Annotated in this window: 20 protein-coding genes and 1 riboswitch; of the genes, 15 read left to right on the top strand and 5 right to left on the bottom strand. The window is 42.2% G+C overall.

Annotated features, from left to right (window positions below):
* The first annotated feature begins 165 nt into the window (after positions 1-165).
* The 3 genes from MKZ03_RS15480 (at position 166) to MKZ03_RS15470 (ending at position 4029) form a co-directional block, all read left to right on the top strand.
* The gene (locus MKZ03_RS15480; RefSeq protein ID WP_034659982.1) at positions 166-2181 is read left to right on the top strand and encodes a Na+/H+ antiporter; all 2016 of its coding nucleotides are present in this window, start codon (positions 166-168) and stop codon (positions 2179-2181) included.
* 63 nt (positions 2182-2244) lie between these two features.
* Positions 2245-3114 (top strand): ROK family protein, encoded by an 870-nt coding sequence (locus MKZ03_RS15475; protein ID WP_307500235.1) that lies wholly within the window; start codon positions 2245-2247, stop codon positions 3112-3114.
* 69 nt (positions 3115-3183) lie between these two features.
* Positions 3184-4029: an aldo/keto reductase gene (locus MKZ03_RS15470; RefSeq protein ID WP_034659979.1), complete on the top strand. Its 846-nt coding sequence runs from the start codon at positions 3184-3186 to the stop codon at positions 4027-4029.
* A 39-nt stretch (positions 4030-4068) separates the two neighbouring features.
* Here the strand turns inward: MKZ03_RS15470 and modB are convergent, their stop codons facing one another.
* The 4 genes from modB to MKZ03_RS15450 form a co-directional block, all read right to left on the bottom strand.
* Complete coding sequence (gene modB / locus MKZ03_RS15465) at positions 4069-4734, bottom strand: molybdate ABC transporter permease subunit (protein WP_341032351.1); 666 nt, start codon at positions 4732-4734, stop codon at positions 4069-4071.
* Positions 4734-5510, bottom strand: a complete 777-nt coding sequence (gene modA, locus MKZ03_RS15460) for a molybdate ABC transporter substrate-binding protein (protein ID WP_341032349.1) — start codon at positions 5508-5510, stop codon at positions 4734-4736. The genes modB and modA overlap by 1 nt, the downstream gene beginning before the upstream one ends.
* A 151-nt stretch (positions 5511-5661) precedes the next feature.
* Complete coding sequence (locus tag MKZ03_RS15455; protein WP_307500232.1) at positions 5662-7512, bottom strand: LTA synthase family protein; 1851 nt, start codon at positions 7510-7512, stop codon at positions 5662-5664.
* Positions 7513-7637: 125 nt separating this feature from the next.
* Positions 7638-8129, bottom strand: coding sequence for a metal-dependent hydrolase (locus tag MKZ03_RS15450; protein ID WP_307500231.1), 492 nt, complete (start codon positions 8127-8129; stop codon positions 7638-7640).
* A gap of 171 nt (positions 8130-8300) precedes the next feature.
* Between MKZ03_RS15450 and MKZ03_RS15445 the strand changes: the two genes are divergently transcribed.
* The 3 genes from MKZ03_RS15445 (at position 8301) to MKZ03_RS15435 (ending at position 10854) form a co-directional block, all read left to right on the top strand.
* Positions 8301-8729 (top strand): MarR family winged helix-turn-helix transcriptional regulator, encoded by a 429-nt coding sequence (locus MKZ03_RS15445; RefSeq protein WP_034659971.1) that lies wholly within the window; start codon positions 8301-8303, stop codon positions 8727-8729.
* Between the two features lie 82 nt (positions 8730-8811).
* Positions 8812-8955 carry a small acid-soluble spore protein SspJ gene (gene sspJ, locus MKZ03_RS15440; RefSeq protein ID WP_034659969.1) on the top strand — a complete coding sequence of 48 codons (144 nt, stop codon included), beginning with the start codon at positions 8812-8814 and terminating at the stop codon, positions 8953-8955.
* A 121-nt stretch (positions 8956-9076) separates the two neighbouring features.
* Positions 9077-9255, top strand: a riboswitch (Lysine riboswitch).
* 192 nt (positions 9256-9447) lie between these two features.
* Positions 9448-10854, top strand: coding sequence for an amino acid permease (locus MKZ03_RS15435; protein WP_060597291.1), 1407 nt, complete (start codon positions 9448-9450; stop codon positions 10852-10854).
* 36 nt (positions 10855-10890) lie between these two features.
* Here MKZ03_RS15435 and MKZ03_RS15430 read toward each other — a convergent pair whose 3' ends face one another.
* On the bottom strand, positions 10891-11829 hold the full coding sequence (locus tag MKZ03_RS15430) for an iron-hydroxamate ABC transporter substrate-binding protein (RefSeq protein WP_034659965.1): 939 nt from the start codon (positions 11827-11829) through the stop codon (positions 10891-10893).
* A gap of 259 nt (positions 11830-12088) precedes the next feature.
* Here MKZ03_RS15430 and MKZ03_RS15425 point away from each other — a divergent pair, with 259 nt between their 5' ends.
* From MKZ03_RS15425 to MKZ03_RS15385, 9 genes are all read left to right on the top strand, one after another.
* Complete coding sequence (locus MKZ03_RS15425) at positions 12089-13141, top strand: FecCD family ABC transporter permease (protein WP_307500230.1); 1053 nt, start codon at positions 12089-12091, stop codon at positions 13139-13141.
* Positions 13142-14164, top strand: coding sequence for a FecCD family ABC transporter permease (locus tag MKZ03_RS15420; protein WP_307500229.1), 1023 nt, complete (start codon positions 13142-13144; stop codon positions 14162-14164).
* 19 nt (positions 14165-14183) lie between these two features.
* Positions 14184-14999, top strand: a complete 816-nt coding sequence (locus MKZ03_RS15415; protein ID WP_060597288.1) for an ABC transporter ATP-binding protein — start codon at positions 14184-14186, stop codon at positions 14997-14999.
* A gap of 175 nt (positions 15000-15174) precedes the next feature.
* Entirely contained in the window at positions 15175-15897 is a 723-nt protein-coding gene (locus MKZ03_RS15410; protein WP_034659958.1) for a response regulator transcription factor, read from the top strand.
* Positions 15898-15900: 3 nt separating this feature from the next.
* Complete coding sequence (locus MKZ03_RS15405) at positions 15901-17655, top strand: HAMP domain-containing sensor histidine kinase (protein ID WP_066030418.1); 1755 nt, start codon at positions 15901-15903, stop codon at positions 17653-17655.
* A gap of 137 nt (positions 17656-17792) precedes the next feature.
* On the top strand, positions 17793-19229 hold the full coding sequence (uxaC, locus tag MKZ03_RS15400) for a glucuronate isomerase (protein WP_340973723.1): 1437 nt from the start codon (positions 17793-17795) through the stop codon (positions 19227-19229).
* Between the two features lie 68 nt (positions 19230-19297).
* Positions 19298-20308 carry a LacI family DNA-binding transcriptional regulator gene (locus MKZ03_RS15395; RefSeq protein ID WP_341032343.1) on the top strand — a complete coding sequence of 337 codons (1011 nt, stop codon included), beginning with the start codon at positions 19298-19300 and terminating at the stop codon, positions 20306-20308.
* Between the two features lie 59 nt (positions 20309-20367).
* A complete protein-coding gene (locus tag MKZ03_RS15390; protein WP_334750447.1) occupies positions 20368-21825 on the top strand; it encodes a tagaturonate reductase in 1458 nt (485 codons plus the stop codon).
* Positions 21822-23315: a UxaA family hydrolase gene (locus MKZ03_RS15385; protein ID WP_341032340.1), complete on the top strand. Its 1494-nt coding sequence runs from the start codon at positions 21822-21824 to the stop codon at positions 23313-23315. The genes MKZ03_RS15390 and MKZ03_RS15385 overlap by 4 nt, the downstream gene beginning before the upstream one ends.
* Position 23316: the final 1 nt, after the last annotated feature.

Below are 23316 nucleotides of genomic sequence, written 5' to 3'. Positions count from 1 at the left end.
ATTCAGCCTTTTTTTGCCTAGATGGATTGTTATGTGTTGGTTTCACATTTTGCGGAATACTAAAGAAGCACCTACGATCGGACGGATGAATCAACATGGAATGAACACATCTTTGCATGTAAGCAAAACTTGACGAAAAAATTGAAATAGGAGGGATACGTACTAGTGGAGATTTTTTTGGCAGTGCTCGTATTACTAGCACTCATCGCATCATCTAATATTATCAATCGTTTTGTCCCCTTTATTCCAGTCCCGTTAATTCAAGTGGGCTTAGGAATATTGGTGGCAGCTTTTCCTTCAGGTTTACATATTTCTTTAAATCCTGAACTATTCTTCGTTTTATTCATTGCGCCGCTGTTATTTAATGACGGGAAGCGTACCCCAAGGGACGAGCTGTGGAAATTAAGAGCGCCGATTCTTCTGTTAGCCCTAGGGTTAGTATTTGCGACAGTCATTGTAGCAGGATATACCATCCATTGGATGATCCCAAGCATTCCGCTTCCAGCCGCATTTGCGCTTGCAGCGATTTTATCACCGACAGATGTGGTAGCAGTCAGTGCTCTTTCCAGCCGTGTGAACATGCCAAAGGGTATCATGAGGCTGCTGGAAGGCGAGGGATTGATGAACGATGCATCAGGACTTGTTGCCTTTAAATTTGCCATTGCAGCAACAGTAACTGGCGCTTTTTCAATTGCTGAGGCATCCTTTAGCTTTGTCCTGATTGCCGCAGGTGGTCTATTGACTGGATTTATTCTATCCTTTTTTATCATTCGTTTTCGCTATTTCCTCCGCCGGTTAGGAATGGACGATGTCACGATGCACATCATCCTGCAAATTCTTACACCATTTGTCATCTATTTAGCAGCGGAAGAAATTGGTGTATCCGGTATTTTAGCGGTTGTTGCTGGCGGTGTGACACATGCCATTGAGCAGGATCGAATGGAAGCAAATTTAGCCAAACTGCAAATCGCTTCGTCAAACACATGGAATATTATTTTATTTATTTTAAACGGACTTGTTTTCGTTATCCTTGGATTGCAGATTCCTGATGTATCGACGGTCATTTTCCAGGATGAAGCCTTTAATAATATGCAGGTCATCAGTTACATCTTAATCATCACGCTGTGTCTTATGATCCTGAGGTTCTTATGGGTATGGCTGTTCTGGGCAGGGAATTGGAGTGCAACGAAAAAGCAAAACGTGAAAAAACCGAAGCTTCGCGCCTCGATGCTCATGACATTCTCTGGTGTTCGTGGGGCTGTGACATTAGCCGGTGCCTTCTCCATCCCATTTACACTTGCGGACGGATCACCGTTTCCTGAACGGCATTTGATTATTTTCCTCGCAGCAGGCGTCATCTTATGTACACTCATTTTAGCTAGTGTGTTACTGCCTCTTTTATCTGAGAAAAAAGACAAGCAAATCGCCGTGGACTTGGATACAAAGATTCAGCATGCGAAACGGAAGCTGCTAAGAAGTGCCATTAAAACCTTAAGAGAAGGGATGAATGAAGACAACAGGGAAGTGTCTCTTGCACTCATCAATGATTACCGAATGAAGCTGCGCAATATCCAGCGTGAACCGTATCAATTCGGGATGAGAAAACAAGAGAGAAAGATCAGGCTGCACGGAATCAAAGCTGAGCAGATGAAGCTGCAACAGCTCATTGAGGAAGAGAAAATCGATAAAGAAGAAGCCTATGAGCTGCAAGAAAGATTTCATGAGCTCGAAATGCTGTATTCAAACTCCTTCAAAATCCGTTTTTCAAAAGTGAAGTTTCTGCGCTTGCTTCAATGGCTCCAATTATGGCGGCCGAATCAGCACGTTTCCAGCGGCATTTTAGAAAACGAGGGCTCGTACAAACAAATCCGTAAGAAAACGGCTGAGGCTGCTGTGGACTCGATCAAACAGCATATGACCGATGAAAATAAACAAACGTGTCATCAAGTGATTGGTTTTTACAACCAAGTCATTTATCGATGTGAACACGGTCCAAGCTTCTTTCAGCAAAAAGACCGTTCATTTGACCGGAAGAAAAAAGAGCTTAACTTCCAAGCTGTACAGACAATACGAAATGAAATTCAAACTCTGTATGAAGATGGTGAAATCAATCGTGACATTGCCCATCATTTAAGGGAGTATATCAATGACATGGAAGCTGTTCTCCTGACTAATACGTAATGTTGTGATCTTCTCCCCTATGTTTTATGATGAAGAAAGAGAACGAGCAGGGGGAGATCAATGATGGCGTATTATGGAGCAATTGAAGCTGGCGGTACAAAGTTTTGTTGTGCAATCGGCAATGAGCATGGGGACATTCTCGAGGAAATGACGATTCCGACAGAGCACCCAGAAAAAACATTACAAAAGCTCATTCCGTTTTTCGAGCAGCATGACATTGAAGCATTAGGGGTCGGCTCCTTTGGACCAATCTGTGTTCAAAAAGACGATCCTTCTTACGGTTATATCATGAACACGCCTAAAGTAGAGTGGAAGCATTACCCGTTCATTCCAGAGCTAGAGAAGCAATTACGGGTCCCAGTATCCTTTACAACAGATGTTAATGCGGCAGCATTAGGTGAATTAACAAAAGGGGCAGCCAAAGGGCTGAATAGCTGTATGTATATCACGGTCGGTACGGGTATCGGTGCCGGAGCTGTTGTGAAAAATGAGCTTCTTCACGGTCATTCACATCCAGAGATGGGGCACATCCTTGTCAGGCAGCATGAATCAGACCCGTTTGAAGGAGTCTGCCCAGCGCATGGGACGTGTTTAGAAGGACTGGCAGCTGGCCCAGCGATTGAGAAAAGGTGGGGGAAATCTGCAAAAGAGCTCACGGAGGTAGAATCAGTTTGGGCACTTGAGGCTGATTATTTGGCTCAGGCGCTGATGCAGTACTCGCTCATTTTAAGCCCAGAGCGCATCATGATGGGCGGGGGTGTCATGAAGCAAAAGCAGCTGTTTCCACTAATTCGAGAGAAGCTTGCTGCTTATCTCAATGATTATGTAGACCTGCCGCCGCTTGATACATACATTGTCTCTCCTGGACTTGAGGACAAGGCTGGCATGACAGGTGCTTTGCTGTTAGCCATCGAAGCGAAGAAAAATGCCTGATAATAGAGTTTTAATGGACAACGTGAGATAATGAAAAAGATGGAATCTATGAAAAAGGTGGTTGTTAAAATGGTCAAAAGCTTGAATGATACCGTAACACTGAATAACGGAGTGGAAATGCCTTGGTTTGGTTTAGGTGTATTCAAAGTGGAGGACGGCAATCAAGTGGTAGATGCCGTAAAAGCAGCCATACGAAACGGATACCGCAGTATTGATACGGCTGCCGTTTATAAAAATGAGACAGGCGTAGGCAAAGCGATTAAAGAATCTGGCGTGAAACGAGAAGATTTGTTCATTACGTCTAAAGTATGGAATACGGATCAAGGCTATGACAAAGCGCTGGCTGCATTTGACGCAAGCTTGAATCGATTAGGTCTTGATTACTTAGACCTCTATTTGATTCATTGGCCTGGCCCAAATGCAGATACATTTAAAGACACATGGCGTGCGCTTGAGACGCTTTACAAGGATGGGAAAGTGAGAGCCATTGGCGTCAGCAACTTCTACATTCAGCATTTAGAAGAGCTGTTAAAAGATGCTGAGGTTGTTCCAGCCGTGAACCAAGTTGAATTTCATCCGAAACTGACACTTGTCGAACTGCGTCAATACGCAAAAGAAAAAGGCATTCAAATTGAAGCATGGTCTCCGCTGATGCAAGGAAAGCTATTAGATCATGACGTATTGAAAGACATTGCTGCACGCTACAACAAATCTGTTGCACAAGTCATCTTGCGCTGGGACCTGCAAAGCGGCGTCGTGACGATTCCTAAATCAATCAACGAAGAACGCATTAAACAAAATGCAGATATTTTTGATTTCGAACTATCCAAAGAAGACATGGAAAAAATCGATGCATTAAACAACAACGAGCGCGTCGGCTCGAATCCAGAGACGATGACGGTTGGGTTTGAATAAATGAAAAAATCCTCTTTCTCATATGAGAAAGGGGATTTTTTATGTACTGCTCCTGCGCACAGCCAAAAGCATAATAAAAGATAAGATCACAATACAAATCGTCCAGGCCCAAGCAAGCTCCATGCGCCCAGAATCAATCGCCACATAGATAGCGGTTGGGAGTGTTTGAGTTTTTCCTGGGATGTTGCCGGCAAACATTAAGGTCGCTCCGAATTCTCCAAGGGCTCTTGTAAAGCTGAGGATGCTGCCTGACAAGAGGGACGGCAGGGCAAGAGGTACCGTAATATAGGCAAAGACTTGGAATGAATGAGCACCATCTACTTTTGCAGCCCCTTCTATATCTGACTCAATCGTAGAAAAGCCAGCCTTTGCTGATTGATACATGAGCGGGAATGCCACAACTGTCGATGCAATGACCGCCGCCCACCATGTGAAGATAACCGGTTGGTGGAAGATCCATTCAATCGCCTCCCCTATTACGCTATGCTTTCCGAATACGACGAGCAATAAAAACCCAACGACTGTTGGCGGGAGGACGAGCGGCATCATCAGGAGCGTTTCCACAATCATTTTCCCCTTAAAAGTTGTTCGCGCCATCCAAAAGCCGACCGTTGTGCCAAAAACAGTGGCCAACAGCCCGCTGACGATGGCAACTTGAACGGACAGCCAAATGGGAGATAGAAATTCTTCAGTCAGCATAAGCATTATGACACTTGAAAGCCGTATTTCTTAAAAATCGATGTGGCTGTATCTGATTGAAGAAATTGAAAAAAGGTCTTGGCTTCCGTTAGATGTTCTGTCCCTTTTACAATCCCTACTGGATACATAATCGGGGAGTGCATGTCCGGATTTGCCTCAGCTGCAATCTTTACTTTTTTGGAAACGAGGGCGTCTGTTTTATACACAACACCTGCTTCTACATTTCCTGTTTCGACGTAGCTTAGGACTTGCCGCACATCCTTGCCGTAGACAGCATTCTTTTTCACTTGGTCCCATATGTTCAGTTGTGTGAAAATCTCTTTGCCATATGTACCAGCAGGCACCGATTCAGGTGTGCCAAGAGCAATCTTTCCTTTTACGTGCCGGCCGTCTTGAAAGCTTTTAATAGAGGAAGAGCCATCTTTTGGCACAATAAGGACTAGCTCATTTTGTATGGCGTCCTTGATATAATCTTGATCAATGTCTCCAGATTGAACAAGTTCATCGAAGGGCTCCTCAGCTGCTGAGAAAAAAAGATCCGCTTTTGCTCCTTGAGCGATTTGCTGCTTCAATGCGCCAGATGACCCGAAATTATTCGTTAAGGTCACATTCGGATGCTGCTTGTGAAAGGAGGCTTCAATTTCCTTTAGTGCATCCTGAAGGCTTGCCGCTGCTGAAATCACAAGCTCTGTTTTTTTATTCGAATTAGATGGCTTCATCTCTGTTTGGCATCCACTCAGGAGCAAACATATGGAGATGAAGGCTAAGAATGTATACTTCATGTTCACACCTCTTATCATTCAATATCATGTGGTTCCCTTTATTATAAGCAAACTTATTTGAGCATTCATAGGCTTTCAGTAAAAAGAGAAAAGAAAAAGCCGCCAAATGGCGACTTTCACCGTGAAGATAAAAGGGATCGTTTTATCCTGTTTACTTCTGATAAAAACGCAGCAAATTCCCATTGATCAACTTGTCTGATAAGGAGAGCTCTTTATTGGCTTTTTCTATATAAGGCTGACATACCTCATCCTGCTTCACGGGTTCTTTTGTTTTTTGATCATAGCAGGTGTTCTTTGTATAGAGATAATCATCTGTAATAAAGTTCCCGTTTCTCAGTACAGCGAAAGGCGTCCGTTCATTTGAAAATAAATCATTGCCGAATTGAATGGCATCCTTCGTTTCAATCCCAAGTAAGTGAAGAAGTGTCGGCTTTACGTCCATTTGACCAGCTGTTTCAGAAATGGTCTGCGGTGCTTGATCCGTTACACCAGGAATGTAAATCAAAAAGGGTACCCGCTGCAGTTTGACCGCATCAAACGGCGTGATTTCCTCTTTATTGAGCAGCTGTGCCATTGCCTCATGATGTGCCTCAGAGATGCCATAGTGGTCACCCATAAGGACAAACATCGTATTGTCATACAATCCTTCTTCTTTCATACGGTCAAAAAACATCTTAATCGCTTCATCTTGATAGCGGACGGTCGTCACATAGCGGTTTAAAATGGTACTGGACGAATCATATTCATCAATAAATTGATCCTTCGGGTCAATTTCAAATGGAAAATGATTGGTCAGTGTAATGAATGTGCTGTAATAAGGCTGCTTCAACTTTTTTAAATGATCAATGGATTGATCAAAGAAGTCGATATCTTTTAAGCCCCAGCCAGTTGAATTCCGTTCATTGACATGATATGAATCGACATCATAAAAACGATCAATTCCAAGCGATTCATACATCACATCACGATTCCAAAACGTTTTATTATTCGCATGAAATTGGACGGATTGATAGTTTTCCTTTTTCAACTGCTTGTATAACGTGTCATATTCGTTGTCACTCGCTGTGAAAAAGACAGCGCCGCTGCTAGAAGGGTAGAGGGAATTAGCGACAATAAACTCTGAATCCGACGTCTTCCCCTGCTCTGTCTGCTGATAAAATTCATCAAAATAAAAACTCTTTTTAGCCAGTTGATTTAAAAAGGGAGTGATGGATTGTCCATTCACCTTTTGATTCATGACAAATTGCTGCGTTGATTCAAGTGAAATGAACACAACGTTCTTGCCTTTAGCAAGTCCAAAATACTCTTCGTTTGGTGCGCTGTAATCAGCCTTTGTGTAGTTTGCTACAGTAGAAAGCGTATCTTCATCTGCAAAGGCCTTTTGTCCAATGCGTGCCGTTTGGGCAGCACCGTCATACAGATGAAATTGGAAAAGCCCGAGGTTTCTGACAATGACTTCACGATCATAAGAGCTTGTCAGAAATCGAGGGTGATCCATCATAGCTGAGCTGACATGAAACAATAAGAAGCTGCAGCAGACCGCATAATACGTTCTGATCGTCTTGAATGACGCTTTTGGGGCTAATGGTTTGCGCTTGAGCAGCCATGCCAGTACCACAAAATCAATGAGCATCAGCACAAAGAGCGGGTGGAATAATTCCGTCATACTGCTGCCCATATCTCCCATGTTCTTCGCTTGGAATAACACGGGAATGGTAATGAAATCAATATAAAAACCATAAAAGATCGTATTCGAGATGAGAATCGCCGTTAGAATAAAATTTGCGGTCAATAAAAAAAACTTTTGGTTGGTTTCATTTAAAAAAAGAGCAATCCCAAACAAAGGGAGCAAAAAGCTAAGTGGATTGATCAAAAGCAGCCATTCATGAAACAGATTGGCCGTTCGTATGTGAAATCCGAATTGATAAATGATGTATGTTTTCATCCACATGAAAAGGATGGAATACACTAAAAACCAGTGATTTTTGAAAAACGCTTTCATTTATGTATCTCCTCACCATTCTGTATTCAGCTGCAAGGCAAAAACACTTATCTTAAACCTACTAAAAAAATGAGGAATGATCAATTCATATCCTGTCTTTTTCGCAAAACTCTTTTTTTATTCTGTTAGAACTGGATTGGGATAGATATGCCGCAGATGACGGCGATGTAATAGCAGGTGACGACGGTGAGAGCAGCTAGTACGATTTGTTCTCCTGTGCTGCCTGTTTTGACATAGAAGGGGAGACGCACTTTAATGGAAGCTGGAAATAAAAATTTAATGCCGTTCACTGTTCCTGCATCAAGGATAAGGTGGCTCGCCATTCCAACGAGTAAACCGGTACTTAAGCTGTCATTTGGAATGTATGTTGTCGCGAGAAAATAAATGATCAGCAGAAATAATAAACTGTGTGTAAACGTGCGATGACCGAACACGCTGCTGATTAGTGTCGAGAGCAGCGGAAATTTTCTGCCGATTTTACTTTTTGTATGGCAAAGATCGGGGATCAGAGCACCTGCTGATCCAGCTGCAGCCATGATGACTGGGTCGAGTCCGTAGTAGTAGGCGACGGCCGCTGAGGCGGCGATTCCGCCCATAATGTGTGTTTTTCCTGTCATGATGCGTACTCCTGTTCTATCTTTTGTTCAAGTACTCACTATATCAAGGGTGAATTCATTCAGCAAGGCTTATTTCTCAAGAAAAAGAGGACAAAAGGGTTGGCTGATTGGAAAAACATTCTATAATAAGGGGGAAGTCATGTTGATACTAACGATAAGGATGCGATTCGGATGAGTAATGCAGACATTTTAAAAGAAATTGTTCTCGTACATTATGAAGTCAGCCGTAAATTAAACCGCAAGTTACTTGAGTTAGAAAAAGACATCACGCCACCGCAGATATATGCTCTTTCTATTTTGATACAAGGCAAAGTATCACATGCCGAAGAGCTGAAACAAAGACTCTCCTTAAACCCAGGTGCAGCCTCCATTGCACTCAATAAATTATGTGAGCAGGGCTATATTCAGAGAGAACGTGACAAAGACGACCCCACGCTAGTCCGGTTAGAAGCTACGGAAAAAGGGGTAGCGATTTATGAAAAGCATACACGTCTTTTCGGAAAGGTGATTCAGCATATGATGTCAGACTTCACAAAGGAAGACTTAAAGACCTTTTTGACGTATCTGCAAAAAATGAGACAGACCTTTCATGATGATTGAGCCTTTCCACCTTGTATAATGCGGCGCACTGTAGCACAAATTATACAGGCAACCGCATTTTATGAAAAGGGAGGAAACAGCGATGTCATTTTTCCAAAAGGATAAAAAGGCGAAAAGCGAGCAAGACCACAAGCAAGTAGATCAGCTGTTAGAAGAAGCAAGCAAAGAGCTAGCAGGCGATCCGCTTCAGGAAGCTGTACAAAAGAAGAAAAACAACGATCAATAAGCAGGTAATAGGCAGAGAAATGATTCTCTGCCTTTTTTCTATGTTTTTCCCTTTGACAGATGTGAGAATGTTTGATAACCTTCGTGTAGTAAAAATGAATAGAAATCCTCACGCTATGTCTCAGTGAGGTAGAGGTTGCGCGGATGATGAGTCACTCATGGGAGAGATGGAATCGAAGATCATGAGAAAAAAGGCATCAGCGCCGAAGTGTAGAGAGAGCTCCAACTTTCTTTATGCTGGGTCTGCATTGAATAAATGCAGGACTGCCACGTCTTTGAAGCGTGGAGGGCTATCCGGAGATCAAGGTGTATGTTTTGAAAAGCATGGACTGTTGTTCAGGCTTTTTTTTATGTTCTGAGTATCTAAGATAAGGGTATGCTGTTAAGAAAGTGACCCATGATGAACATAAAGAATACAAGTCATTGCTTCACAAATATATCAATGAAGATACTGCCGGGTCTGGTCCGAAGTGAATATAACGGAGGTACGGAAATGGAACAGACAAAAAAATGGGGTTTTTGGTTATTGACGGCTTTTGTCGTCGGAAATATGGTAGGGTCAGGCATCTTTATGCTGCCAAGTACACTTGCCCAGCATGCCAGTCCTTTAGGTGTGACGATGGCATGGCTTGTCACAGGTGGCGGTGTGCTGATGATTGCACTTGTTTTTGGGCATTTGTCCATTCATAAGCCGCAGCTGACGGCTGGACCACAAAGTTATGCAAGAGCGCTTTTTAACGATCCGAAAAAAGGGAAAGCGGCCGGTTTTACAATGGTTTGGGGATATTGGGTGGCAAGCTGGATTAGTAATGTCGCAATTATTACGAGTCTTGCCGGTTATTTAACGACATTTTTCCCTATTCTCACCGTGAAGACGGAGATTTTCACCTTTGGAAAAGAAGCGATCACACTTGGTCAGCTGACAACCTTTATTGTATGTACCATTCTTCTCTGGGGAACACATACTATCTTAATTACAAGCTTAAGTGCTGCAAGTAAGTTAAACTTTATTACGACCTTTTCAAAGGTACTTGGATTCGTCCTTTTTATTGTTGCGGGATTATTTGCATTCCAAACGGCATTATTTGAACATTATTACTTCCCAGTTGCAGCAGAAGGCGAAGGAGTGCTCGGACTTGGAGGCCAAATTCATCATGCGGCCATTTCCACACTATGGGCATTTATTGGCATCGAATCAGCTGTGATTTTATCAGGGAGAGCATCCTCGCAGCGCGATGTGAAACGTGCAACGATTACAGGTCTTTTAATCGCACTTTCCATCTACATGATTATTACATTGATTACAATGGGCGTCCTGCCGCATGATCAGTTGCAAGGCTCAGATAAACCATTCGTTGACGTGCTTCAGCTCATTATTGGACCGGCGGGCGGAATAGTCATGGCACTGCTTGCGATCATTTGTTTATTTGGCTCGATGCTTGGCTGGATCTTACTTGGTTCAGAAGTACCGTATCAAGCAGCAAAGGCTGGCGATTTCCCAGCAGTATTTGCAAAAACAAACAAAAAAGGCAGTCCTGTTTTTGCTTTGACGGTTACAAATATCATGTCACAACTGTTTATTTTCTCAGTGATGTCCCGTACGATTAATGAAGCTTTTACCTTTTTAACGACATCAGCGACACTTGCGTATCTCATTCCGTATATTGTGTCTTCGATCTATAGTTTTAAGGTCATCATGCAAGGTGACACGTATGATCTTCAAAAAGGGAAGCGAACAAGAGACGGAATCATTGCGCTTGTTGCGATGGGGTATTCCGCTTGGGTCATTATATCAGGCACAGCTGATTTGAAAACATTTGGACTTGGCATCGGTCTGTTTTTAGTAGGTATTTTGCTTTATCCATTCATGTCAAAAGGATTCGCCAAAGGAACGGAATAAGGGAAACGTTTCTCCAGAAATGGAGAAACGTTTTTTTTATGATGCGGATGTTAATCGGTCCACAATAAACTCAAGCTGTCCTTCTAGTGAAACTGGGTCATTAAAGAAGTACCCGACAGGATCGATTTCAAATACGTGTTTATTTTGTACAGCAGGCAGTGATGTCCAAATGCTGCTTTCATACACTTGGTCTCCTTTACTTTTTGAACCACTCCATGGACTAGTGAAAATATAGTCGCCTGCGTATTCTGGCAGCTTTTCAAGGGAAATATTTGCATAGCCGACACCGCTGTCGATAGCGTCTTTTTTAACTGCCTTTGGCGCACGTAATTTCAGCTCGTCATAAATGATTTCGCCTCCGCGCGCAAAGGTGTTTCCAAAGATATAAATACCTTTATCAAAAGGCGACACGATTGAAACGGTTTTGCTGCCGACCGCTTTTGTTACTTTAGGTTTTACCTCAGCTATTTTTGTATCCCATATTGTGATCCATTCTGCTGCTTTTTTCGGTGTACCTGTCATTTTACCGAATTCTTTTAGCTGATCTTTAAAGGAATATTGATTGTATTTAATTGCAACGGTTGGAGCAATTTTTTTGTATTGATCAAATTTCTCGTCTTCTCCCCAAGCGATAATCATATCTGGCTTCAAAGCGGCTACCTTTTCCACAGAAGGGGTTGTTCCAAGGTTTTTGACACCATCCGTTTTTCCCTTATAGAAAGGGTTTTTAAAGATGGGTGCAGTTGCAGCAATTGGCGTCTTGCCAAGTGTCACGAGATCTCCGTAGTAGCTTTCTGCCAGAAGCACAATTCGTTTCGGATCTTTAGGGAGTTTGACCTCACCTTTGACATCCTGATAGGTGATTGTGTCATTCTGGTTGGCGCCAGATTTTTTATTTGAAGTGCTGCCGCAAGCAGCTGTAAAAAGCATAAGAATGGCAAAGGAAATCAAAAGAAATCCAGATCGTTTTTTCACAAAGATTCTCTCCTATTCACTTTCTTATGATAATGATTCTCAATTTCAATTATATCGTAACATGATGGAATGAAAATTGCATCGGCTATTTTAGGACCTAAAGAAAAATGGTGAATTTCTCCCGGTTTTTTGATGAAAATAAAGAAAATGTTCAGAACAATGATTTCAAAAAGAAAAGAAAATGATATACTAGACTTCGAGATTGATAATCATTATCACTGATAAGAAATAGATATGAACGGAAAGGAAGAGACTGGTTTTGGGCTCACAATCGAATAAACAGCTGCCAGCCAAGGACGATGCAATGGATATTGTCACGAAGCCCTTTGGAACAGCAGCTGTTGTCATCATAGGAATCGTCGCTTTAGCATTTGGTCTATTTTTATCGGTATCATTAGGAGCGGCAAACATTCATCTACACACTGTATGGGAAGCCATTTTTTATTTTGATCCACAACAAACCTCACATCAAATCATCCGGGAATTGAGGCTGCCGCGTACAGTTGGGGCTGCACTCGTCGGTGCCTTTTTAGCCGTATCAGGTGCCATTATGCAAGGGATGACAAGAAATGCGCTTGCGTCTCCTGAAATTATGGGCGTGACAAATGGCTCTGCATTTGCGATTGCTATAGCATTTGCATTTTTCCCAGGCCAATCTTCTTTCACATTAATTCTTTGGTCATTTGCTGGAGCCGCACTCGGTGCATCTATTGTGTTTGGTGTCGGTACTCTGTCTAAGGGAGGACTGACCCCAGTGAAGCTCGCACTAGCGGGTACGGCGGTTGGAGCACTTTTAAGCTCCATCTCTTCAGCAATTGCCATCCGGTTTGACGTCGCTCAGGACATGAGCTTTTGGTATGCGGGCGGCGTGGCAGGTGTGAATTGGAGCAACATTCAGGTCATTATTCCAGTCGCCATTGCAGGACTTTTGATTGCGATGATCCTTGCTCGCTCGATCACTGTACTGAGCTTAGGTGATGAATTGGCTAAAGGGCTCGGGCAGTATACGAAAACGGTCAAGGTGCTAGGAATATTGGTCGTAATTCTTTTAACCGGTGCTGCTGTGTCGGTGGCAGGCTCAATTGGTTTTATCGGGCTTGTCATTCCCCATGTCACTAGATTCTTGGTCGGAGTGGACTATCGATGGATTATCCCTTGCTCAGCTATTTTAGGTGCCATTTTGTTAATTTATGCAGACATTGCTGCAAGGCTGGTCAATGCTCCATTTGAAACGCCAGTCGGTGCCATTACTGCGATTATAGGCGTTCCTTTCTTCTTATATTTAGCTAGACGTGAAAGGAGCGGAATTTAAATGGAAATGGTGCAGCAGGCAAAGAAAAAGAAATATAAACGAACGATGCTCATGATCTTTTTAGCCATCGTCGCTGTATTTCTGATTAGTTTAAATACCGGAGAAATTCGTATTTCTCCGATAGATACATTGAAAACATTTTTTGGATTCGGAAGTGAAATGAATGAGCTGGTGCTGTTCGAATTCAGACTTCCAAGAATGATCATCGCTTTACTTGTTGGTGCTTCCATCGCTGTATCAGGAGCTATCTGGCAAGGTGTTTCTCAAAACGGCTTGGCTGATCCCGGTATTCTTGGTGTGAATGCGGGCGCAGGATTTGCCGTTGTGCTCTTTATCTTTGCATTCCAAGGCTCGATGTCGAACTTAGGTAATTTGACGATTTTTGTACTGCCGCTTTTCGCATTTGCAGGTGCAGGCTTTGCTGCATTTCTCATCTATGTGTTAGCGTGGAAAAAAGGCATCACACCTGTTCGATTGATTTTAACGGGAATTGGCGTTAATGCTGCGTTTTCAGCAGCAATTGTGGTCATTCAATTAAAAATGAGCCCAAATGATTTTAACCAAGCCATCGTGTGGTTATCAGGAAGCATTTGGGGCTCAAGCTGGACGTATGTCCTATCTGTTCTTCCATGGATGCTCATTTTCCTTGTGTTAGCGCTTGTGAGAGCACGCTACTTAAATATCATGAATTTAGGTGACCAGCTGTCCTATGGCTTAGGGATTTCGGTTCATAAAGAAAGAAGCTTTCTGATGCTGATTGCCGTTGCATTAGCAGGTGCAAGTGTCGCTGTTGCAGGTAGTATCTCGTTCCTAGGGTTAGCCGCACCGCACTTGGCGAGAAAGCTTGTTGGGCCAAAGCATCAAGGAATGATACCGGCCTCCGCGTTGATTGGCGCACTGTTATTATTACTGGCAGATACACTTGGCCGCGTCATACTTGCACCATCAGAGGTGCCAGTTGGCCTTGTCGTTTCTGCTTTAGGCGCACCTTACTTCATTTACTTATTGATGAAAACGAACTAATGAGAAAGGAGAAAAACATATGAAATCGCTCGAAACAGAAAAGCTTTGTATCGGTTATCAGGACCGTTTGATTGTAGATGATTTAAATATCAGTATCCCAAAAGGCAAGGTGACAACACTGATCGGGCCGAATGGATGCGGGAAATCAACGATTTTAAAAACAATGTCCCGGATCATGAAGTCCCATCAAGGAGCTGTTTACTTAAATGGCCAGGCTATTCATCAAACGCCTACAAAAGAAATTTCAAAACAAATGGCGATCTTACCGCAAACGCCCGAAGCACCAAGCGGACTGACAGTGTATGAGCTTGTGTCATATGGACGTTTCCCACATCAAAATGGATTTGGTCGCTTATCAAATGAAGATAAACGAATCATCAGATGGGCACTTGAGGAAACGGGCATGATCGCTTTTCATGACCGGCCAATTGAAGCACTTTCCGGTGGACAGCGTCAGCGTGTATGGATTGCGATGGCACTTGCCCAGGAAACAGAACTTCTTCTATTAGATGAGCCAACGACGTATTTGGATCTTGCGCATCAGCTCGAGATTCTTCAGCTGTTAGAACGGTTAAACAGAGAGCAGGGACGAACTGTGTTGATGGTCATTCATGATTTGAATCATGCGGCACGTTTTTCTCATTACATGATAGCCCTCAATCAAGGAAAAGTCATCAAAGATGGGACGCCTCATGAGGTCATGACCAAAGAGGTGCTTGGTCAGGTATTCCACATTGATGCAGAAATTGTACTTGATCCTAGAACAAATAAGCCGATCTGTTTAACATATGACTTAATGAATCATGAAAGAAAGCTAGAAGCTGTGAATGGATAATAGAAGTAAAAGGAACTCGGTGGAATAGCCGAGTTTTTTGCGTCTCTGAAACTTCCTAGTACTGCCATTTTCTCCAGTTGATATTTTTTCGCTTTTATGCAGAAAAGAGGTACTTTTTTACTTTAGACAATGGTAATATACGGTTAGAGATCATAGCTAGAAAGGAAAGAGATGCGTGGAAACAGCAAAAATATTGATTGCAGATGACGAAGAAGCAATTGTAAAAATGGTTGAACGCGTATTAAAAAAAGAAGGATTCAAGCATATTTATAAAGCCTACCATGCAGATGAAGCATTAGATGTTGTCAAAAACGAGGACATCCACCTCTTACTTCTAGATGTGATGATGCCCGGTAAGTCTGGCTTTGATGTTCTTCCTGAAATGAGAAAATATACGAAAGCACCCATTTTCTATTTAACTGCAAGAACGTCTGATGTAGATAAACTGACCGGCTTTGCGCAGGGGGCAGATGATTACATTACAAAGCCATTTAATCCGTTAGAGCTTGTGGCTAGAATTAAGGCTCACTTAAACCGAACATATATCTCCTTACAGGAAGAGCAAGAAGAGGCTCAAAACCAATATGAATATGCCCATTTCTCATATCATCCTCATTCAGCCGAACTGAAAGTGAGAGGAGAGATGACGGCATGCTCAGCTCAGCTTCTATCCTTGCTGAAGTACTTTTGTGATCATCCGAATGTGGTTCTTTCAAAAGATCAAATCTATGAGAAAGTATGGGGCGTCCCGTCGTATGGTGATAACAACACCGTCATGGTTCATATTCGAAAGCTGAGAGAAAAGATTGAATTAGATCCAAGTCAGCCTGAATATATTGTGACCATCCGTGGTATGGGATATAAATTTATTCCGCACCCTGTGAAGGTTCTTAATTAATTCATGAATTTACGAACAAAACTTTTCTTTCACTTTGTCGGACAGATGTTTATCGTCATTGCGATTCTGCTGATCGGGAATACGTTTACTGAGAATCTATATTATAAAAAATACTATGAGAATATGACCGAAACTGGTTTAACAAAGGCTGATGGGGACACACTCATGAGCTGGCTCTATTTTAACGAGGATGGCAAAATGGAAGCCGAAGATCAACTCAAGCAAGCAGTGAAAAAACGTGACGGCTGGCTGCAAGTGATTGATTCAAAAAAACATAACGTATATAGCTATCACCTTCCTAAAAATATTCCGACATCCTATCAAAAGGATGAAATGATCAAGATCTTTGAAAAAAGACAATTTAAAGATTACAAGATGTACTTCTGGCCAATTGAGATTGATCAAGAAAGCTTTATCGTGTTATATGGGTTCAAAACGAACAGCACAAAGGTAGCCAATTATCTTAAGCAGCATGAGAAAAATCTGGCTGCACTTTCTCAATATTCGCTTGAAACGATAGAATTCTTGAAAAGAATGAATGGATCGGTACACCTGTTTAATGAAGAAGGAAAATACTTAAAAGGCATTCGAGCCAAAAACGATTTGAAACATAACGTAACAGATGTTGAATTGCTTAAGTACCAATCGAAGCCTTGGGAGTTTAGAAGTGACCTATCTTATATCAGAGTGAATAAAAGTCTATATTTGATCGTTTCGGTACCAAACAAAGTATACAGTCCAGACGAATTGTATGATAAAGAGACAGATGCTTTAAATCAATATAGAACCATCTTGATTGCAGGTCTTGCACTCACTATTATTATCGTCATGACATTATGGTACTCGTATCGCTATGGTCTGCCGATCTATCACATTATCCGCTGGCTGATTTTCTTATCTAGAAATAAATTGCAGGAACCAACAAATAGAAAAGGAATTCCAATCAGTAAAAATAAAAAAGGTCGTATTAAGCGGGAATACCGATTATTTGAGGATATCCTAAAAACAATGGATCAGCTCACGCTTACATTAAAAGAGAATGAAGCAAACCGAAGAAAAATTCAAACCACAAGGGAAGAATGGATTGCAGGATTGTCGCATGATTTGAAAACACCTCTTAGTACGATTTACGGTTATGGGCTCATGCTTGAATCTGATCAATATCAATGGTCCAAGGAAGAAGTCATGGAAATGGGACAGGTGATTCGTGAGAAATCAGAATACATGTCGACCTTGATTGAGGATTTAAACCTCACGTACCGATTGAAAAATGGGGCCTTGCCTATTAATCGAAAGCCGGTCGAGCTGGGTGAATTTTTAGCCTCTATTATGGACGAGTTTTCAAGAAGCTCCTTTTCTGAGGATTTTTCATCCTCTTTTGAAGATCAAACAAACGGTGTCATGTTTGAGATCGACAAAGCCTGGTTCAGACGAGTGATTGAGAACCTGCTGGCGAATGCAGTCAAGCATAACCAAAAAGGCACTCATATTACAGCTGTTTTATCTGAAACAAATGAAGAAGTTCGGATAGAAATGAAAGACAACGGATGCGGAATGGCACAAGAAACGGTAGATCACTTATTTAACCGCTACTACAGAGGGACAAATACAAATGACCCAACGAATGGAACAGGACTTGGGCTGGCAATAGCAAAAGAGCTTGTCTTGCTGCATGACGGTGATATTCAAGTGGAAAGTGAACTAGGTGCTGGAACAACTATTGCGATTATCCTTAAAAAATCACCTTCTGTAAAATAGGCAAAAAACGATTTTCCTTTCTTAAGGAGATCGTTTTTTCCTGTTTTAGGATTGAAATCAACTTTGTAAACGATTACAATTAAATTGTTAACGTGAACAAATTATTTTTCATACGATAAGAGGGATGGGGGAGTTTGATGAGAGCCTTTTTAGATGAGCAGTTTTTACTAAACAGTCCAACGGCGGAAAAGCTATACCATGAGTTTGCAAAGGACCTTCCAATTATAGATTACCATTGTCATTTAAGTCCTAAAGACATCTATGAAAATAAAACCTTCCAAAATATCACCGAAGCATGGCTTTATGGAGATCATTACAAATGGCGTGCCATGAGAGCAAATGGCATCCCTGAAACGCACATTACGGGGGATACATCAGATCATGAGAAATTTTTGGCGTGGGCGAAGACCGTACCCATGACCATTGGAAATCCACTCTATCACTGGACTCATCTAGAGCTAAGACGATATTTTGAAGTCGAAGACCTATTAAACGAAAAAAACGCAGACATTATTTGGAAGAAAGTCAATGAAAAGCTGCAAGGAGAGGGATTTGGTGCGAGAGACTTCATTGTGAAATCAAACGTTGAAACCGTTGTGACAACAGATGATCCGGTCGATTCGCTTCACTATCATCAAAAACTGCGGGAAGAGGAATTCTCTGTACAAGTGCTCCCAGGGTTTCGACCTGATAAAGCACTCGATATAGCGAATGATCTGTTTGCAAAATATGTTCACGAGCTGGCAGAGGTTTCAGCTACTCCAATACAATCCTACCAAGACTTCTTAAAAGCACTCCGTGCAAGAATCGATTTCTTCCATGAACACGGCTGTTTGATCTCAGATCATGCTATAAATGAAATGACATATGAAGAAACGACAGAAGAAGAAGTGGAGACCATCTTTCATAAAAGAATGTCTGGTCATCCATTGACGGAAGAAGAGAAGATCAAGTTTAAAACAGAGACATTCATTATGCTAGGTCAGGCTTACTGTGAGCGTGGCTGGGCGATGCAGCTTCATATCAATGCGCTTAGAAACAACAATACGAAAATGTTTGAGCGGCTCGGACCAGATACGGGGTATGATGCGATGAATGATGAGGACATTGCAAAGCCGCTTTGCCGAATATTAGATCGTTTAGAACAAGAAGATGCTTTGCCAAACACCATTCTCTATTCCTTGAATCCTAGGGACAATGTGGTGATATCAACATTGGCTGGAAGCTTTCAAGACGGGAAGACACCGGGGAAGATGCAGCACGGCACAGCCTGGTGGTTTAATGATACGAAGCAAGGAATGACAGAGCAGATGATGGCTCTTTCCAGTATTGGACTGATCAGCCGTTTCATCGGGATGCTGACTGATTCACGAAGCTTTTTGTCGTATACAAGGCATGAATATTTCCGAAGACTGCTTTGTGATATCATCGGAGATTGGGTAGAAAAAGGAGAAGTCCCCTATGACCTTGAGCTGTTAGGGGGGATCGTGAAAGGAATCAGCTATGAAAATGCCAAGCAATATTTTCAATTTGACCGGGCAAAGCAGCTCCAGCATCAAAGTAAAATCACATGAGGAAAAAGGTAAGAAAATGAAAGCGGTTTTATGATAAGATGGAAAAAAATCATAAAAGGCGGAATAGCATGACAGTCACAATTAAAGACATAGCAAAATTGGCAAACGTCTCTCATACTACGGTATCAAGGGCTTTGAATAATAGTCCTTTTATTAAAGAGAAGACAAAACAAAAGATTTTGTCGATTGCAAAACAGCTGAATTATTCACCGAATGTCCATGCCAGAGGCCTTGTATCACAAAAATCGTTTACAATCGGTCTGTTTTTTACGAGTTTAACAGAAGGCACATCTTCAAGCTTCTTTGTAGATGCGTTAAAGGGCGTCAATAACGTGATGACTGAGCATTATAATCTGTTTGTAAGGGGAATTGACGACTTTCACGATTACACAACCATTCATAAACAGCGCTACGATGGCATTTTGCTTATGAGTCAAAGCGAGCACGATGAAGCGTTTATCCATCATGTCAAGAAACAGGGCATTCCAATCATTGTGCTGAATCGCCGTGTAGAAAGTAATGAAGTGATGAATATATTAGCAGATGATAGTCAAGGAGCATATCAGGCAGCGCACTATTTCATTCAGCAAGGCCATCATCAAATCGCCATCATTGAAGGAAAAGAAGGCTTTAAATCGACTCAGGAGAGAAAAGTTGGCTTTCTCCAAGCGTTAATTGATCACCATATTCCTATGAAGAAAGAATATATGATCACAGGCGACTACCACATGAAAAGCGGCTATGAATCAATGGAATCCCTGCTGACCCTTGATCATCCGCCAACAGCGCTTTTTTGCTCTAACGATGACATGGCCATTGGTGCGATGAATGCTTTATATGCAAAAGGCAAGACGTGTCCAGGTGATATCTCTATTATCGGTTTTGATGATATAGCATTCTCATCCTACACCACGCCTGCACTGACAACGGTAAAAAAGCCTATCGAAAAAATGTGTGCACTTGGAGCAGAAGCCATCCTATCAGTCATAAACGGTGAAGAGCAGGAAGAAGATCATATGGAAAAAATCTATGTCCACACAGAGCTGATGATCAGAGATTCAGTCAAAAAGGTGCAGTAATCAGCACCTTTTAAAGATAAATGTTCACGTGTGCATATCACGAAGAGAGGGGAATCCATTTGAAACGTTTATCAAAACCCATGTACCCTGTGCCTGAGTATCCGGAAACGATTTTACAGATTGGTGAAGGGAATTTTATGCGAGGATTTATTAATTGGCACATCCAGAAGCTGAACGACTGCACAGATTTTAAAGGAAGAGCTGTTGTTGTTCCTCCGCGAAAAGGATCCGTTGCGGCTTTAAATGAGCAAGATGGCTTATATACTTTATGTATACAGGGCTATCATGACCAGCAAGAAATGAATGAGCGCATGATCATTCAATCGATCAGCAGAGGAATCAGTACGTATACGGATTACGATGGTTTTTTATACGTAGCTGAAAACCCCGATCTCCGCTTTGTCTTCTCAAACACGACAGAGGCAGGACTTATGCTCAGAAAGGAGGATCGCTTGGAGGATCGACCGCAAGCCAGTTTTCCAGGAAAGCTGACGGCGTTCTTATATCACCGGTTTAAAGCATTTACTGGAGATGAACAAAAAGGGCTGATCATCCTTCCATGTGAACTGGTCGAACATAACGGTGACCGCTTGAAGGAATATGTGATAGACATGGCAGCAGAGTGGGACCTGCCGCCTGCGTTTATCACATGGATCAAGGAAGCCAACACGTTTTGTAATACGCTTGTGGATCGGATTGTTCCTGGGTTTTCTAAGGAAGCAGCTGAAATTGTCCAAAAGGAAGATGGGTATATCGACGAGTTGCTTGTCACGGCAGAATATTATCACCTCTTTGTTATTGAAGCACCTGCCTTCGTACAAAAAGAGCTTCCCTTTCAAAAAGCAGGGTTAAATGTCCTTTTTGTAGAAGATATTGCGCCTTATCGCATGAGCAAGGTACGAATTTTAAATGGTGCACATACAGCAATGGTGCCAATCGCTTACTCATTTGGTATAGAAACTGTAAAAGAAGCTGTGGATGACAAGCATGTTGGTCCGTTCATCCGGCGTATGCTGGAGGAGGAAGTACTGCCAGGGCTTGAGCTCTCTCAAGATGAGCTTCTTCTTTATACACAATCGGTTTGGGATCGTTTTTGCAATCCATTTGTGAAGCATCAATTGCTCGATATTGCGCTCAATGGTATATCCAAGTTCCGAACCCGAGTTCTTCCGTCATTGCTTGATTATGTTGAGCAAAAGAAACAGCTGCCAATGAAACTCGTGTTTTCACTCAGCAGTCTCATTTATTTTTACAGAGCATATGCAGAAAGGATAAAGGATGATGAGACTGTAATGGCATTTATGAAGGAAGCCTGGGAAGGGGAGAACCAATCCAATGAAGCGATCGCAGTCAGGATTCTATCATGTGAGCCATTATGGGGGAGAAATTTAACGGATGTAGATGATTTGAGTCACGCTGTAGCTGATCAGCTTACCTTCATACAGGAGCAAGGGATGAGAGCGGCTGTTCAACGAATGCTGCATCATCAATATGAAAGTCAGGGGGAGAAGGCATGAAAGATTTTATTGTGATTCACCCTTCAGATAATGTCGGTATTGCTTTAAAAGTGCTTGAGCAAGGGGATGAGCTGCAACATCAAGGACACTCTGTTGTCTTAAAAGAGAACGTTCCCAAAGGTCATAAGTTTGCATTGGCTGATATCAAGCAAAGAGAGAATATCATGAAATATGGCTACCCCATTGGGCATGCAGCGACTGCCATTTCTGCTGGAGAATGGGTGCATACGCATAATATCAAAACCAATCTATCAGGAAAGCTCGATTACGAATACGAGCCTTCATTCACAGACAACCCCTATGAAAAAACGAATCTTACATTTAAAGGATATAAACGGAAAAATGGGGAAAGCGGGATTCGCAATGAGCTTTGGATTGTCCCAACCGTTGGATGCGTGAATGGCATTGCCGATCAAATCATCCAAATATTCACCGCTGAAATGGGTGGAAACATCCATCCGTTTGAAACAGCTCTCGTATTAAAGCACAATTATGGATGCTCCCAGCTTGGGGACGATCATGAAAATACAAAAACCATTTTACAAAATGCCGTGAAGCATCCTAACGCTGGAGGGGTGCTCGTCCTTGGACTTGGTTGTGAAAATAATGATATTGAAGATTTTCAGTCCACATTAGGTGAATATGACCGTGAGAGAGTGAAATTTTTAAGAAGCCAAGAAGTAGGAGATGAGATTGAGACGGGAGTCGCTTTACTCAAGGAAATTTATGATGCGGCGAAAGAAGATCACCGTGAAGAGATCCCGTTATCTGAGCTGAAAATCGGCTTGAAGTGCGGAGGATCAGATGGATTCTCCGGCATTACCGCAAATCCGCTTTTAGGAAGGCTGTCCGATTTTATTGTTGCTCAAGGCGGCACGACAGTGTTAACAGAAGTGCCCGAAATGTTTGGAGCTGAAACGATTTTAATGGAGAGAGCGGAATCAGAAGCGACTTTCGACAATATTGTGCAAATGATCAATGACTTTAAACAATACTTCATGGATCATCGATATCCAGTATATGAAAATCCTTCCCCGGGAAATAAAGCTGGTGGAATTTCGACATTAGAGGATAAATCTCTCGGCTGTACACAAAAAGCAGGGACTTCTGAAATTCAAGATGTATTGAGATACGGGGAATTGCTGAAGCGAAAGGGCCTGAATTTATTAAGTGCGCCAGGTAATGATTTGGTTGCTTCATCCGCACTTGCTGCTTCCGGCTGTCAGTTGGTCCTTTTTACAACAGGCAGAGGGACACCATTCGGTACGTTTGTCCCTACAATGAAAGTCTCGACGAATACAGCCTTATATGAAACAAAAAAGCACTGGATTGACTTTAATGCGGGAGAACTGCTTGAAGATGTACCAGAAGATGTTGTATTAGAAAAATTCATTTCAACTGTCATTGATGTGGCGAGCGGAAAGCTATTAAATCATGAAAAAAACAATTTTAGAGAGCTGGCTATTTTCAAAACAGGTGTCACACTTTAAG

It is taken from the genome of Bacillus sp. FSL R5-0431 (assembly GCF_038002985.1).
Classification (GTDB): Bacteria; Bacillota; Bacilli; order Bacillales; family Bacillaceae; genus Bacillus.
Note: the sequence above shows the minus strand (reverse complement) of the source record. Positions and strands in the feature narration are given on the sequence as shown.